General features: G+C 67.1%; 12 protein-coding genes. 3 read left to right on the top strand and 9 right to left on the bottom strand.

Annotation, left to right across the window (positions count from 1 at the left end):
* Positions 1-34: 34 nt before the first annotated feature.
* Positions 35-979, bottom strand: coding sequence for a bifunctional Delta(1)-pyrroline-2-carboxylate/Delta(1)-piperideine-2-carboxylate reductase (lhpI, locus tag HV798_RS18240; RefSeq protein WP_175191929.1), 945 nt, complete (start codon positions 977-979; stop codon positions 35-37).
* A 249-nt stretch (positions 980-1228) separates the two neighbouring features.
* Here lhpI and HV798_RS18235 point away from each other — a divergent pair, with 249 nt between their 5' ends.
* Entirely contained in the window at positions 1229-1654 is a 426-nt protein-coding gene (locus HV798_RS18235) for an OsmC family protein (protein WP_025135858.1), read from the top strand.
* Positions 1655-1774: 120 nt separating this feature from the next.
* Entirely contained in the window at positions 1775-3064 is a 1290-nt protein-coding gene (locus HV798_RS18230; protein WP_175191928.1) for an Nramp family divalent metal transporter, read from the top strand.
* Positions 3065-3135: 71 nt separating this feature from the next.
* Here the strand turns inward: HV798_RS18230 and HV798_RS18225 are convergent, their stop codons facing one another.
* A complete protein-coding gene (locus HV798_RS18225) occupies positions 3136-3357 on the bottom strand; it encodes an XRE family transcriptional regulator (RefSeq protein WP_175191927.1) in 222 nt (73 codons plus the stop codon).
* A 183-nt stretch (positions 3358-3540) separates the two neighbouring features.
* Positions 3541-4170: a TetR/AcrR family transcriptional regulator gene (locus HV798_RS18220; RefSeq protein ID WP_175191926.1), complete on the bottom strand. Its 630-nt coding sequence runs from the start codon at positions 4168-4170 to the stop codon at positions 3541-3543.
* Between the two features lie 103 nt (positions 4171-4273).
* Here HV798_RS18220 and HV798_RS18215 point away from each other — a divergent pair, with 103 nt between their 5' ends.
* The gene (locus HV798_RS18215; protein ID WP_175191925.1) at positions 4274-5557 is read left to right on the top strand and encodes an MFS transporter; all 1284 of its coding nucleotides are present in this window, start codon (positions 4274-4276) and stop codon (positions 5555-5557) included.
* A 31-nt stretch (positions 5558-5588) separates the two neighbouring features.
* Here HV798_RS18215 and HV798_RS18210 read toward each other — a convergent pair whose 3' ends face one another.
* The 6 genes from HV798_RS18210 to putA form a co-directional block, all read right to left on the bottom strand.
* Positions 5589-6326: an ABC transporter ATP-binding protein gene (locus tag HV798_RS18210; RefSeq protein WP_175191924.1), complete on the bottom strand. Its 738-nt coding sequence runs from the start codon at positions 6324-6326 to the stop codon at positions 5589-5591.
* Positions 6323-7123 (bottom strand): ABC transporter ATP-binding protein, encoded by an 801-nt coding sequence (locus tag HV798_RS18205; RefSeq protein WP_175191923.1) that lies wholly within the window; start codon positions 7121-7123, stop codon positions 6323-6325. The genes HV798_RS18210 and HV798_RS18205 overlap by 4 nt, the downstream gene beginning before the upstream one ends.
* Positions 7120-8208 (bottom strand): ABC transporter permease subunit, encoded by a 1089-nt coding sequence (locus tag HV798_RS18200; protein WP_025135851.1) that lies wholly within the window; start codon positions 8206-8208, stop codon positions 7120-7122. The genes HV798_RS18205 and HV798_RS18200 overlap by 4 nt, the downstream gene beginning before the upstream one ends.
* Positions 8205-9056: a branched-chain amino acid ABC transporter permease gene (locus HV798_RS18195; protein WP_425486154.1), complete on the bottom strand. Its 852-nt coding sequence runs from the start codon at positions 9054-9056 to the stop codon at positions 8205-8207. Before HV798_RS18195 ends, HV798_RS18200 begins: the two co-directional genes overlap by 4 nt.
* Positions 9057-9290: 234 nt before the next feature.
* On the bottom strand, positions 9291-10436 hold the full coding sequence (locus HV798_RS18190) for a branched-chain amino acid ABC transporter substrate-binding protein (protein ID WP_175191921.1): 1146 nt from the start codon (positions 10434-10436) through the stop codon (positions 9291-9293).
* Between the two features lie 188 nt (positions 10437-10624).
* Positions 10625-14446, bottom strand: a complete 3822-nt coding sequence (gene putA / locus HV798_RS18185; protein ID WP_175191920.1) for a trifunctional transcriptional regulator/proline dehydrogenase/L-glutamate gamma-semialdehyde dehydrogenase — start codon at positions 14444-14446, stop codon at positions 10625-10627.
* Between the last annotated feature and the right edge of the window lie 131 nt (positions 14447-14577).

The raw sequence follows: 14577 nt of genomic DNA, 5'->3' as shown, positions 1-14577 counted from the left end.
GGCAACTCGCGGAAAGGAAGAAAAGCGGATGCCGCTATTTTGCCTGACCGGCGCGGGCCTCGTAGACAAGCGCGGCCAGCGTCAGGTCTTCGAGGGCGCTGCCCACGGCCTTGAACACGGTGATTTCGCGCGGATCGGTGCGCCCCGGGGCTCGCCCCTGCACCAGGTCGGTGAGCGTGCCGCGGATGCCTTCCCGCGCCAGCACGCCGGCCTGGAATGCGGCCAGCAGATCACCGGCCTTGGTGGGGGCTTCGTCGGTATCCACGTAGACCGTCGTGCCGTCAAAGCAGGCGGTGTCGGTTTCGATCATGTCGGGCTTGAAGCTGCCGATCAGGTCAAGGTGGGTACCCGGGCGCAGCCAGGCGCCGCGCACCAGCGGTTCGGTGGACAGCGTGGCGCAGCTGACGATATCGGACTGGCGCACGGCCTGTTCGAGCTCTGGCGTGCTGGTGGCATCGAAGCCCTGTTCGCGCAGCGCGGCCGCCAGCGCGTCGGCGCCGGCCGGGCGCAGATTCCAGACCAGCACCTTGTCGATGGGGCGCACGGTGCGCATGGCCTGAGCCACCAGCCCGGCGATGCGGCCGGAGCCAACGATGGTGAGCACCCGCGCATCGGGCCGGGCCAGGTACGAGGCGCCCAGCGCCGCGGCGCCGGCGGTGCGGAACACCGTGACCTGGTCGCCGTCGACCTGCGCCAGCGGCACGCCGGTGCGCGCGCTGTACAGGTTGTAGGTGGCGTGCAGGCCCGGCAAAGACTGACGTGTGTTTTCAGGAAAGATGTTGATGACCTTGACGCCGAAATAGCCCTGCTCGTTCCAGGCCGGCATGATCAGCGTCGTGCCGTGCGCACCGCCCGATTCAATGGCATGCACGTGGCGCGGCGGCACGTGGGCGCCTTGGCGAAAGGCCTCGCGCAAAGCCGGAATCGCCGCGTCGAACGACAATGCGCGGCGGGTTTGTTCGGTGTCGATCACTACCATCTGTATCCAATGCCTGTTCGGGTTGAGCCAGGGCGAAGTGTGACGGCGCGGTGCCGCGCTGGCAAGGCGTAGCGACCGCAACCGTTACATCGGCTTGCCGTTGCGTGGGGCTGCCATGCGCATCCGCGCCACGCCGCCGCCGTATCATGGTCCATGCCCATTCGGCATTGCGCGGCGCCGCCCCAACGGCCCGCCTCCCCCACCGGACGCGTCCGCGACGGGCGCGTTCCCCTCTACAGGAGTCAACGCATGAAGAAAACCGCAACCGCCGCCTGGTCGGGCGATCTGAAGACGGGCAAGGGCACGATTTCCACGCAGAGCGGCGCGCTCAAGAGCCAGCCCTACGGCTTCAATACCCGCTTTGGCGACACCCCGGGCACCAACCCCGAAGAATTGCTGGGCGCCGCCCACGCCGGCTGCTTCACCATGGCGCTGTCCAACATCCTGGGCGAAGCCGGCCTGGTGGCGCAAAGCCTGGACACCAAGGCCGAGGTCACGCTGGACAAGGCCGACGACGGCTTTGCCATCACCGCCGTGCACCTGACCGTCGAAGCCGTCATTCCCGGCGCGTCGGCCCAGGCGTTTGAAGACGCTGCCCGCAAGGCTGAAAAAGGCTGCCCCGTTTCCAAGGTGCTGAACGCCAAGATCACCATGGACGCCAAGCTCAAGTCCTGACCGGCCCGCCAGGCCGGGATAGGGCGGCGCCATTGGGCCGCCCTATCCCCGGCTTGCTGAAAATCAATTTGACGGTCATGCCCGAGTTATGGAAAATGAGAACCATTCTCAGGAAAAATCATGACCCGATTCATTTATGCGATCTCTGGCGGCAAGGCGGCGTACGCACAAGACGCCCAGGTGACGGCCAACCTGCGCCGGGTGGTCGGGTCGGGCATCCTGGTGGCCGTGGGCTACATCGATCCGGGCAACTGGGCCACCGACATCGCCGGCGGCAGCGGCTTCGGCTATGGCTTGCTGCTGGTGGTCATCGCCTCGGCCATCCTGGCGCTGGGTTTCCAGGTGCTGGTGTCGCGCCTGGCGCTGGCCACCGGCGAAGACCTGGCCACCCTCACCGCCCGCCATCTTTCCCCGCGCATGTCCAAGGCCGCCTGGCTGGCCGGCGAAGCCGCCATCCTGGCTACCGCGCTGGCCGAACTGATCGGCGGCGCCATCGCGCTGCGCCTGCTGTTCAACCTGCCGCTGATCGGCGGCGTGGCCGTTACGGGCGTGGGCACGTTTGCCGTGCTGGCCCTGACCCGCGGCAACGCCGATCGCCACGAGCGCGTCATCGCCGTGCTGCTGTCGATCGTGGCGGCCTCGTTCGTGTTCCTGCTGTTCAAGGCCAATCCGGCCTGGACGGAAGTGGCGCACGGCATCACCCAGACGGGCCAGGCGCTGCGCAACCCGCAAGGCTTTCTGATCGCGCTGGGCATCCTGGGCGCGACCCTGATGCCGCACAACCTGTACCTGCATTCCGGCTCGCTGGCGCAACGCGCCCGGGCGCTGCCGGCCGACGCCCGCGACATGGCCATGCGGGTAGCGCGCAACGACACCGTGGTGTCGCTGGGCGTGGCCATGCTGATCAACTCGGCCATCATGATCGTCGCCGCCGCGTCCCTGTCCGGCTCGGGCATGATCGTCTCCAGCCTGGATGATGCCCACGCCGTCATCGGCCACACGCTGGGCATCGGCGCGGCCATCGTGTTCGCGGTGGCGCTGTATGCCGCCGGGCAAAGCTCCACCATCACCGGCGTGCTGGCCGGCCGCATCCTGTCGCAGGGCTTCCAGGTGCGCAGCAACTGGTCCGACCGCCGCCGCGCGCTGGCCACGCGGCTGATCGCCGGCGCCGCGGCCGTGGGCCTGCTGATCTTCACGGGCGGCCAGGATCCCGACGAACTGCTGGTGCTGAGCCAGGTCATTCTCAGCCTGGCCCTGCCCTTCGCCCTGGGGCCGCTGGTGCTGCTGGCCTGCCGCAAGAGCCTGATGGGCCACCATGCGCTGCGCGGCGCCTGGGCCTGGGCCGCCGTCATCGCCACCGTCGGCATCGTGCTGCTGGACGGCTACCTGCTGGTCGACATGGTGGTGTGATCGCACGCCGCCTTCGGCCATAAAAAAACGCCAGCTTGCGCTGGCGTTTTTTCTGGAGCCCTGCCGGAACCTTAGCGGCGGGCGGAGACGACCGGGTGCTGGCGACGGCCGGCGTCCATGTCGTGCAGCACTTCGCCAACGGCGCCGCCCAGCCTGGCCAGGCGCAGCTTCAGCCGGCGCCAACCCATGCGGGAAAACGGGCCGGACAGGGTTTCCGCCTTGATGGCCTCGCGGATCAGGGACCGCTCCAGCGCATCCGACATGCGGGCATTTTTCAACGCGGTATCGCTCATGATTCTCTCCTTGAGAAAGCGCGATGGGGAACAACACGACTTCATGTTAGATCCGCGTTTGCTGCGTCGCAATATAAATTGCTTGACACTATTTTTGCCGTTGCGCAATGGGTACAAACACCACCATGATAGTGCACAGGCACCATATCTGGCACTATTTTTGTGCAGCGCAACAGGTGACGATCAGCCCTGACGGCAGCCCACATGGGCGGCGATCAGCTTGTCGGCCATGTCGGCGACGCGCCCGGCCGGGCCGCCCTCGCCGAACAACTGGCTCGAGACGAACGCCCCTTCGATCAGCAGCAGCAGCCCGTCGCCCAACGCGGCAGGGTCCGGCGCCCCCATTTCCGCCGCCATCGCGGTCAAGCGGCGGCGCAGCTCCACCTTGTGTTCGACCGCCACCACGCGCGCGGGATGGCCGTCCTCGGGGTATTCCACCGCGGCATTGGTGAGCCCGCAGCCGCGGTAACCGTTCTGCACCGCACGCACGCCCAGGCCCGACAGGTAGGCACGTAATTGCGCCTGCGGATCCCCGGGATGCGCATTGCAGGCCGCATCGAAACGTCCCCAGAACTCGGCCTCGTAATCGCGCAGGTAGGTCGCGGCCAGCTCGTCCTTGGACGAGAAGCTGCGGTACAGGCTGGGCTTGGTGACGCCGGCCTGGTTGACGATGGCGTCCACGCCCACCGCCCGGATGCCGTCGCGGTAGAACATCTCGCGCGCAGTCTTGCGGATGCGATCGGCCGCAAGCAGCGGCTTTGCGTGGGAGGACGCGGCGGTTGCCTTGTCCGCCGACCCGGATTTACTGGCCATGCGAATGCTCCTTTTCCTGTAAACAGGGCCGCCAAAAAAAACTTGACGATGTTACTGACCGGTACGTACTATTCGCAAACCTCAATACGTACCGGTCAGTAACATGAGTATAGCCCAACCCCCCGTCCCCTTCCGCCGCGCCGGGCAAAAGTACGCTTTTGTCGTGGTCGCAGTGGTGTTCCTGGCCCTGCTCGTGTCGGCCGGACTGCGGTCCTCGCCCAGCGTCCTGCTGGTGCCGCTGGAAGAAAGCTTTGGCTGGAGCCGCAGCTCGACCTCGTTCGCGGCCGCTGTCGGCATTTTCCTGTATGGCCTGGTGGGCCCGTTCGCCGCCGCGGCGATGGAACGCTTCGGCCTGCGCCGCGTGCTGATCTTTTCGTTGTCGCTGATGGCGGCGTCCAGCGCAGTCAGCGCGTACATGACGCAGCCCTGGCACCTGCTGATGACCTGGGGCGTGTTCTCGGGTATCGGTTCGGGCGCGGTGGCCGTGGTCATGGGCGCCACCGTGGTCAATCGCTGGTTCACCAAGCATCGCGGCCTGATGATGGGCCTGCTCACCGCCAGCACGGCCACCGGCACGCTGATCTTCCTGCCCGTCCTGGCCGCCCTGGCCTCGTCCGGCGACTGGACCCGGGTGGTCTGGACGGTTGCCGCCGCGGCCGCCGCCCTGATGCCGCTGGCCTGGTGGCTGGTGCCCGACCGCCCCGCCAGCGTCGGCCTGGTGCCGTTCGGCAGCGACCCGCACGCCCCGCCCGCCCCCGCCGCGCCGCGCACCGGCATGGTGGCCGCCACCTTCGGCGCCCTGGCCAGGGCGTCCAAGACCCGCACGTTCTGGTTTTTGTTCGCCACCTTCTTCATCTGCGGCTTCACCACCAACGGCCTGGTCGGCACGCACCTGATCGCACTTTGCGGCGACCATGGCATGCCCGAAGTGCAAGCCGCCGGCCTGCTCGCGATCATGGGCATCTTTGATCTCTTCGGCACCACCGCGTCGGGCTGGCTCACGGACCGCTACGATCCGCGCAAGCTGCTGTTCGTGTACTACGCGCTGCGGGGGCTGGCGCTGATCTACCTGCCGTATTCCGACTTTTCGTTCTACAGCCTGGCGATTTTCGCGGTGTTCTTCGGCCTGGACTGGATCGCCACCGTGCCGCCCACGCTGCGCCTGGCCACCGAAGCCTTCGGCGACCGCGAGGCCCCCATCGTGTTCGGCTGGATCGTGGCCGGCCACCAGCTGGGCGCGGCCAGCGCGGCCTGGATGGCGGGGCTGGTGCGCGAATCGCAAGGCAGCTACCTGATGGCCTTCGTTGCCGCGGGCGCCACCGGCCTGATCGCTGCCGTCATCGCCCTGCTGATCGGGCGTGAGCGGGTCGTGGCGCAACCCGCTTAAGGTAAAAAAAACCGGCTTGCGCCGGTTTTTTTTACACCTCTTCGACTTCACCCAGATAGGCTGCACGCACCTTCGGGTCATGCAGCATGTCACGCGCCGGACCCGACAGCGTGATCTCGCCGGATTCCATCACGTAGCCGCGGTGGCTGTTTTCCAGCGCCAGGCGGGCGTTCTGCTCGATCAGCAAGATCGTCACGCCTTCGCTGGCGATGGTGCGCACCACCTCGAAGACCTTCTCGACCATCAGCGGCGCCAGGCCCATGGACGGCTCGTCCAGCAGCAGCAGCTTGGGGCGCGCGATCATCGCGCGGCCCATGGCCACCATCTGCTGCTCGCCGCCCGACAGCGTGCCGGCCGCCTGCTTGCGGCGTTCGGCCAGGCGCGGGAACAGCGTGAACACGCGGTCCGTGTCCTGCCGCACCTGCGCCGCATCGCGCCGGATGTACGCGCCCATCGCCAGGTTTTCCTCGATGGTCAGCTGGCCGAAGATGCCGCGGCCCTCGGGCACCATCACCAGGCCCTGGCGCACCAGTTCGTGCGACTTCTGCCCGCCGATGGACTTGCCGCCGTAGAGCACTTCGCCGCCGGCCAGCGGCACCAGGCCGCAGATGGCGCGCAGGGTCGTGCTCTTGCCGGCGCCGTTGGCGCCGATCAGGCAGACCAGCTCGCCTTCGTCCACGCGCAGGTCGATGCCGCGCACCGCGCGGATGCCGCCGTACGCGACCTGCAGGCCGCGCAGTTCCAGTAGGGGTTTGCTTGCCGTCGTCATGCCGGGCGCTCCTGATGAATCAGCGGATCCTGGGCGGCGCCCGCGCCCAGATACGCTTCGATGACCTTGGGGTCGCGCTGCACCTGGGCGGGTTTGCCCATGGCCAGCACCTTGCCGTATTCCAGCACCAGCACGCGATCGCACAGGCCCATGACCAATTTCATGTCGTGTTCGATCAGCAGCACCGTCACGCCGTCACCGCGGATCTTTTCGATCAGCTTGCGCAGCACCACGGTTTCCGACGCGTTCATGCCGGCGGCCGGTTCATCCAGCGCCAGCAGCTTCGGATCGGTCGCCAGCGCGCGGGCGATTTCCAGGCGGCGCTGGTCGCCGTAAGGCAGCGAGCGCGCCACGTCGTTGGCGCGGTGGCCGATGCCCACGTAATCCAGCAGTTCCTGCGCGCGGGCCTCGATGGCGGCCTCTTCGGCGCGCGTACCGCGGGTGCGGAACACGGCGCCCAGCACACCGGCGCGGGTACGCATGTGGCGGCCGATCATCACGTTCTCGATCGCGCTCAGGTTGGCGAACAGGCGGATGTTCTGGAAGGTGCGCGCCAGGCCTGCGTGCGCCACCTCGTGCGGCTTCTTGCCCGACATCGATTGGCCGTTGAACGTGCACGAACCGTCTTCGGGGATGTACAGGCCGGTCAGCACGTTGAACAGCGTGGTCTTGCCCGCGCCGTTCGGGCCGATCAGGCCGTAGATCTCGCCCTGCTCGATATCGAAGCTGACGTCCGACAAGGCCTGCAGGCCGCCGAAACGCTTGCCCAGGCCCTGGGCTTGCAGCAGTTTGCTCATGCCGCACCTCCCTGGGTCTTGGTGGCCAGCTCGCGCTTGCGCACGGCCGACGGCCACAGGCCCGCGGGGCGGAACAGCATGACGCACACCATGGCCAGGCCGAACAGCAGCATGCGGATGCCTTCGGGGTCCAGCACTACGGCGCCGAACAGCATGTGCTGCACCGGTTCGACCACGGCCCGCAGGAACTCGGGCAATGCGGCCAGGATCAGGGCGCCCAGGATCACGCCGGGGATATGCCCCATGCCGCCCAGCACCACCATGCACAGGATGGAAATGGATTCCATCAGCGAGAAGCTCTCGGGGCTGACAAAGCCCTGCATCGACGCGAACAGCGCGCCCGCCACGCCGCCGAACGAAGCGCCCATGGCAAAGGCCAGCAGCTTGATGTTGCGGGTATTGATGCCCATGGCCTTGGCCGCGATCTCGTCTTCACGAATCGCTTCCCAGGCGCGGCCGATGCGCGAATTCTGCAGGCGCACGCACACCAGGATGATGATGAGCGTCAGCGCCAACAGCAGGTAGTAGTACTTCTCCGGCCCGGTCACGCGGATGCCCAGCAGGCTTTCCGTGCGGCCGAACGCGAATTCGCCCACCTTGAACGTATCGATGCGGTTGATGCCCTGCGGCCCGTTGGTGATGTTGACCGGTGCGTTCAGGTTGTTCAGGAAGATGCGGATGATCTCGCCAAACCCCAACGTCACGATGGCCAGGTAGTCGCCCCGCAATTTCAGCGTCGGCGCCCCCAGCAGCACCCCGAACAGGCATGCCACCGCCAGCGCGATCGGCAGGATCGCCCAGAACGGCAGGTGCAGCCCGAAGTGCGGCGAAGCCAGCAGCGCCCAGGTGTAGGCGCCCACCGCATAGAACGCGATATAGCCCAGGTCCAGCAGCCCGGCAAAGCCCACCACGATGTTCAGGCCCAGCGACAGCATCACGTACAGCAACGCGAAGTTCAGGATGCGGACCCAGCTCTGGCCGGCCATGCCGATCACGAACGGCAGCACCGCCAGCACGATGCCGATCAGCGCAATGCCGATCAGGTTGCGGGTCGACAGCCCGCTGTGTTTCATGGCGCCGCTCATGCCCGGTCTCCCACGCGCTCGCCCAGCAGGCCGGACGGACGGAAGATCAGCACCAGCACCAGCACGAAGAACGCGAAAACGTCCTGGTAGTGGCTGCCCAGGAAACCGCCGGTCAGGTCGCCGATGTAGCCGGCGCCCAGCGATTCGATGATGCCCAGCAACAGGCCCCCGGCCATCGCACCGACCAGGTTGCCGATGCCGCCCAGCACCGCGGCCGTGAAGGCCTTCAGCCCCAGCATGAAGCCCATGGTGTACTGCGACACGCCGTAGTAGGTGGCGACCATCATGCCGGCCACGGCGGCCAGCGCCGAACCGATCAGGAACGCCGCCGAAATGACGGTGTTGATGTTCACGCCCATCAGACCGGCCACTTCGCGGTTCTGCGCGGTGGCGCGCATCGCGGTACCCAGGCGGGTCTTGTGCACCACCGCCAGCAGGCCGCCCATGATCAGCGCGGCGATCACCACGATGGCGATCTGCAGCGTGCTCATGCGGGCGCCGAAGATCTCGAACACCTGCGGGGTCAACACCTGCGGAAAGTTCAGGTAGTTGCGGCCCCAGCCCATCATCGCCACGTTCTGCAGGATGATCGACACGCCGATGGCGGTGATCAGCGCGGCCAGGCGTGGTGCCCGGCGCAGCGGCCGGTAGGCCACGCGCTCGGCCGTCCAGCCCACCGCCATGCACAGCGGCACGGACACCAGCAGGCCCAGGCCCAGCACCACGAACGCGGACGTGGACGGATCGCCGCCCACCAGCGAGATGGCGATCGTCGTCGCGGCCATCGCGCCGATCATGACGACATCGCCATGCGCGAAGTTGATCAGCCCGATGATGCCGTACACCATGGTGTAGCCAAGGGCGACCAGGGCGTACACGCTGCCGAGCGTGACGCCGTTAATCAGTTGTTGAATGAAGATATCCATAGGGGCCGCAGAATAAGCCTGGAAAAATCGCGCGCATCTCGCGCGCGGCGCACCCGCGGGGCCGCCACCGTTGTGGCGCACCCCCGCGCCGGGCGGCGCGGGCGGGTGTCAATGGCCAGGGGCGGCGCAGCCGCGACCTGGCCGGGTGCAGCAGCCTCAGTTGGCCTGGCTGACCATCGTCTCGACCATCTCCCACTTGCCATTCTTGACTTCGTAGATGGTGACCGAGATTTCCTTCAGATCGCCGTTCTTGTCGTAGGCGATGTGTTCGCTGGTGGCGCCCTTGCGGTTCAGCTTGGCCAGTTCCGGCAGGTACTTCTCGGGCTTGGCCGAGCCGGCGGCTTCGATGGCGCTGATCATGTTCCAGGCGCCGTCATAGGCGTAGGGCGCGTACACGCCGGGGGCCTTCTTGAAGCGTTCCTGGTAGCGCTTTTCGAAATCCTTGCCCGCGGCCATCTTGTCCAGCGGCACGCCGGCCAGCGAGGCAAAGGTGCCATCGGCGGCGTCGCCAGCCAGCTTGATGAAGGTGTCGCTGCGGGTCATTTCACCCGAAACCAGCGGCGACTTCAGGCCCAGCGTGGCCAATTGGCGCTTCATGGGGCCGGACTGCGCATCCAGGCCGCCGTAGAAGATGGCGTCGGGCGCCGAGCCCTTGATGTTGGTCAGGATGGCCGTGAAGTCGTTGGCCTTGTCGGTCGTGTATTCGCGGCGAACCACCTGGCCGCCGGCGGCCTTGACGGCCTTCTCGACTTCGTCCGCCAGGCCTTGGCCGTAGGCGGTGCGGTCGTCGATGATCGCGACCTTCTTGGCCTTCAGGCTTTGCACCATGAACTTGCCGACCGCGGCGCCCTGCTGGGTGTCGCTGGTCATCATGCGGAACGTGGTTTCGTAGCCCTGCTTGGTGTATTCGGGCGACGTGGCCATGGCGATCTGCGGCAGGCCGGCTTCATGGTAGACGCGCGACGCGGGGATCGTGGTGCCCGAATTGAAGTGACCCAGGATGCCGACGACGTTCTCGTCGACCAGTTGCTGCGCAACCTGCACACCCACGCGCGGGTCGGCCTGGTCATCACGCGACACCAGCACGAACTTGGCCGGCTGGCCGTCGATCTTGATGCCCTTCTTGTTGGCTTCTTCCAGCGCCAGGTTCAGACCGTTCTGCATGTCTTCGCCGTAATGCGACTGGGGACCGGTCAGCGGCGCGGCAAAGCCGAACTTGACGTCGGCGGCCTGGGCAGCGGCGGCCATGCTGGCGGCGGCGATGCCGGCGGCGACAAGCTTCAAAGTGGTGCGAAACTTCATGGGTATCCTCCGGTATGTCGGATGAGGCTTTGTTATTCCTGGGCTTTTGGGCCAGGCTTTTCTGTTTGAATCCAATTGCCGGGTTGCCGCAATCGAACTTCAGGTGCGACCGGATTTTGCTTCCAGTGCAACCTCGCTAGATATTGGAGATAACCCTTGGTTGCCCAAGGGTTACCCCTCGGTCACGCTCAGCCGATGGTCATGAGGCTGGCGTTGCCGCCGGCCGCGGCCGTATTGACGCTGATGGATCGCTCGGTCAAGAGGCGTTCCGGCACGTAAGCCGCGCCCGCCGCCAGCGCGTCCGACGTCAGTCCATGCACCGCCAGAATAGCGCCAGGACGCTGTGCAATGCGCTGATTCAGCGTGCGCAAGGCATCGCCATCACCCTCGAACAGCACCGCCTGGTAATCGGCCTGGTCGACTTCGGCATCGGCCAGGATGCCGGCCTGGCCCTGCTGCTCGGCATCCAGCCCGGCCAGCAGCGCCTGGGCTGCGGGCGTGTCCGCGAACCAGGCGTGGTTGCCGGTCAGGCGCGCCGCCGACCACTGCGCCCGCGCGCCCGCCTCGGTGGCCGCCACGCAGTACACGGCGCCACGCGGTTCGACCATATAGGTATTGGTCTCGCCCGTGGGGCCCGGCAGCGCGATGCGCTGCGGCAACGGCGCCGCCGGATCCAGCGCGGGCGGCAGGCCGTCGGGGCGCGTGCCGAGCAGGCGGTACATATACAGCGGGCCGCCGGCCTTGGGGCCCGTGCCCGACAGGCATTCGCCGCCGAACGGCTGCACGCCCACCACGGCGCCCACGATGTTGCGGTTGACGTAGACGTTGCCCGCATGGACCTGGCCGGTCACGTGGGCGATGGTTTCATCGATGCGGGTATGCACGCCGAAAGTCAGGCCGTAGCCGGTGCCGTTGATGGCATCCAGCAAGGCGTCCAGTTCCTCGCGCTTGTAGCGCACCACGTGCAGCACCGGGCCGAACACTTCGCGCGTCAATTCGCTGACCGTGTCGATTTCGATGATGGTGGGCGCCACGAACGTACCCTGGCGGCATTCGCCGTTCAGTTCGGCCTGGTCGACCCGGTGGCCTGCCGTGCGCATCGCGTCGATATGGCGCTGGATCCCGTTGCGGGCTTCGGTGTCAATCACCGGGCCCACGTCCACCGACAGGCGGTCGGGGTTGCCCACGCTCAGTTCGCGCATCGCGCCGCGCAGCATGGTCAGCACGTGGTCGGCGTTGTCTTCCTGCACGCACAGCACGCGCAGCGCCGAGCAGCGCTGGCCGGCCGAGTCAAAAGCCGAACTCAGCACGTCGAACACCACCTGCTCGGACAGCGCCGACGAGTCCACCACCATGGCGTTCTGGCCGCCGGTTTCGGCGATCAGCGGAATGGTGTGGCCGTCGTCATCCAGGCGGTCGGCCAGCGTGCGCGCGATGATGCGGGCCACGTCGGTGGACCCGGTGAACATCACGCCGCGAATGCCGGGGCTGGCCACCAGTTGCGCGCCCACGGTTTCGCCGCGGCCGGGCAACAGCTGCACCGCGCCGGCCGGCACGCCGGCCGCGCGCAGGATCGCCACCGCCTGCGCCGCGATCAGCGGCGTCTGTTCGGCGGGCTTGGCCAGCACGGTATTGCCGGCCGCCAGGGCAGCGGCCACCTGGCCGGTGAAGATGGCCAGCGGGAAGTTCCACGGGCTGATGCACAGCACCGTGCCCAGCGGGCGGTGCGTGTCGTTGCCGAACTCGCGCTCGGCCTGGTCCGCGTAGTAGCGCAGGAAGTCCACGGCCTCGCGCACTTCGGCGATGGCATTGGGCAGCGACTTGCCGGCTTCGCGCACGATCAGGCCCAGCAGGGTCTGCATCTGCTCTTCCAGCAACTGGGCGGCGCGGCGCAGGCATTGCGCACGCTCGGCCACCGGCGTCGATTGCCAGATGGGCGCCGTATTGGCCGCGGCGCGCAAGGCGGCCTCGGCTTCCTCGCCGTTGGCTTCGATCACGTGGCCCACGATGTCGCGCAGGTTGGCGGGGTTGCGCACTTCGATCGCGCGGGCCGCATCCCAGGCATCGGCGCCCTCGCCCAGCATCGGCTCGGCGCGCCAGGGCGTGGCGGCGCTGGTCAACAACGCGGCCGACAGCGACCCCAGGCGATGTTCGTTGCTCAGGTCCAGGCCGGCCGAATTGGCGCGCGCCCCTTGCTGCGGATTGCCGTAAAGCTCGCGCGGCAGCGGAATCTTCTCGTGCGGCGCGCCCAGCGGCACGATGCGCGAGGCCGCGTCCACCGGATCGGCCACCAGCGTTTCGACGGGAATGCTGTCGTCGCCGATCAGGTTCACGAACGAGGTGTTGGCGCCGTTTTCGAGCAGGCGGCGCACCAGGTACGCCAGCAGCGTTTCGTGCGTGCCGACCGGCGCATAGATGCGGCACGGGCGGTTCAGCTTGCCTTGGGCCAGCGGGCCCACCACTTCGTCGTACAGCGGCTCGCCCATGCCGTGCAGGCATTGGAATTCGTACTGGCCCGGGTAGTAGTTCTGGCCGGCCAGCTGGTAGATCGCCGCCAGCGTGTAGGCGTTGTGCGTGGCGAACTGCGGGTACACGGCTTCCGGCGCGCCCAGCAGCTTGCGGGCGCAGGCCAGGTAGGCCACGTCGGTGTAGACCTTGCGGGTGTAGACGGGATAGCCTTCCAGGCCGTCGACCTGGGCGCGCTTGATCTCGCTGTCCCAGTAGGCGCCCTTGACCAGGCGCACCATCACGCGGTGGCGGCTGCGGCGGGCCAGGTCGATGACATAGTCAATGACGAACGGCGCGCGCTTCTGGTAGGCCTGGATGACAAAGCCGATGCCGCTCCAGCCTTCCAGCTCAGGGGTGAAGCACAGCGCTTCCAGCAGATCCAGCGAGATTTCCAGGCGGTCGGCTTCTTCGGCATCGATGTTCAGGCCGATGTCGTAGCTGCGCGCCAGGATCGTCAACGCCTTCACGCGCGGCAGCAGTTCAGCCATGACGCGTTCGCGTTGGGCGCGGGAATAACGCGGGTGCAGCGCCGACAGCTTGATCGAGATGCCCGGGCCTTCATAGATGCCACGGCCGGCCGCCGCCTTGCCGATGGCATGGATGGCCTGCTCGTACGACGCGTAATAGCGATCCGCGTCTTCGGCCGTGGTGGCCGCTTCGCCCAGCATGTCGTACGAATAGCGGAAACCGCGGCTTTCCATCTTGCGGTTGTTGGCCAGCGCTTCGGAAATGGTCTGACCCGACACGAACTGCTCGCCCATCATGCGCATGGCCATGTTCACGCCCTTGCGCACCAGCGGCTCGCCGCCCTTGCCGATCAGGCGCGTCAGCGCCTTGGACAGCGACTGCTCGCTGCTCACGGCCACCAGCTTGCCGGTGATCATCAGCCCCCAGGTCGCGGCGTTGACGAACAGCGATTGCGAGCCGCCCATGTGCGACTTCCAGTCGCCGCGGGCGACCTTGTCGCGGATCAGCGCGTCGCGCGTGGCACGGTCGGGAATGCGCAGCAGCGCCTCGGCCAGGCACATCAGCGCCACGCCTTCCTGGCTGGACAGCGAGAATTCCTGGATCAGCCCCTCGACCCCGCCGCCGGTGCGCTTGCCGCGCAGCTTCTTGACCAGGTCGGTGGCCATCGCATGCACCTTTTCCAGGTTCGGCATGCGGGCCTGGCCCAGCAGCAACGGCACGCATTCCGGCTCGGGGCGGCGATACGCCGCCGTGATGGCCGCGCGCAGCACCGATTGCGGCTGCACGTCCTGGCCAAACTCGTAGAACGGCGGCGTGGCGGCGGCGGGATGTTCGCCGCTCTCGTCGTCGGCGCCTTCTTCCCCGCCCAGATGGGACATTTCGGCGGGCAGGTGGCCACGCTCGATCTTGTCCAGGTAGGCGAGGATTGCCTGCTTGTGCAGCCAGTGCGGCGTGCAGTTGAGCTTTTGTGCGGCGGCCTTCAGGCGGTCGCGTAGCGCGTCATCGACTTTGACGCCGAGGGTGGTGCTGGCCATAAGAGATTGCTTCCTGTCGCATGGCAAAGGTCATACCGGGCCCACAGTGGGGCCCAGCATCGGTAGGACCGTATGCTAATCAGGTTGCAACCGGGTTTGTACTAAGGTTAACCCTAGGGTTAACCGGTTGA

Source organism: Achromobacter deleyi, from assembly GCF_902859705.1.
GTDB classification, from domain to species: Bacteria; Pseudomonadota; Gammaproteobacteria; order Burkholderiales; family Burkholderiaceae_B; genus Achromobacter; species Achromobacter deleyi.
Note: the sequence above shows the minus strand (reverse complement) of the source record. Positions and strands in the feature narration are given on the sequence as shown.

What these genes read in the sequence shown, in the direction of transcription:
- HV798_RS18200 (WP_025135851.1), bottom strand. Translation starts at nt 8,208, where the DNA reads ATGAGCGGCGCCATGAAACACAGCGGGCTGTCGACCCGCAACCTGATC.
- lhpI (WP_175191929.1), bottom strand. Translation starts at nt 979, where the DNA reads ATGGTAGTGATCGACACCGAACAAACCCGCCGCGCATTGTCGTTCGAC.
- HV798_RS18210 (WP_175191924.1), bottom strand. Translation starts at nt 6,326, where the DNA reads ATGACGACGGCAAGCAAACCCCTACTGGAACTGCGCGGCCTGCAGGTC.
- HV798_RS18195 (WP_425486154.1), bottom strand. Translation starts at nt 9,056, where the DNA reads ATGGTGTACGGCATCATCGGGCTGATCAACTTCGCGCATGGCGATGTC.
- HV798_RS18225 (WP_175191927.1), bottom strand. Translation starts at nt 3,357, where the DNA reads ATGAGCGATACCGCGTTGAAAAATGCCCGCATGTCGGATGCGCTGGAG.
- HV798_RS18235 (WP_025135858.1), top strand. Translation starts at nt 1,229, where the DNA reads ATGAAGAAAACCGCAACCGCCGCCTGGTCGGGCGATCTGAAGACGGGC.
- HV798_RS18215 (WP_175191925.1), top strand. Translation starts at nt 4,274, where the DNA reads ATGAGTATAGCCCAACCCCCCGTCCCCTTCCGCCGCGCCGGGCAAAAG.
- putA (WP_175191920.1), bottom strand. Translation starts at nt 14,446, where the DNA reads ATGGCCAGCACCACCCTCGGCGTCAAAGTCGATGACGCGCTACGCGAC.
- HV798_RS18190 (WP_175191921.1), bottom strand. Translation starts at nt 10,436, where the DNA reads ATGAAGTTTCGCACCACTTTGAAGCTTGTCGCCGCCGGCATCGCCGCC.
- HV798_RS18205 (WP_175191923.1), bottom strand. Translation starts at nt 7,123, where the DNA reads ATGAGCAAACTGCTGCAAGCCCAGGGCCTGGGCAAGCGTTTCGGCGGC.
- HV798_RS18230 (WP_175191928.1), top strand. Translation starts at nt 1,775, where the DNA reads ATGACCCGATTCATTTATGCGATCTCTGGCGGCAAGGCGGCGTACGCA.
- HV798_RS18220 (WP_175191926.1), bottom strand. Translation starts at nt 4,170, where the DNA reads ATGGCCAGTAAATCCGGGTCGGCGGACAAGGCAACCGCCGCGTCCTCC.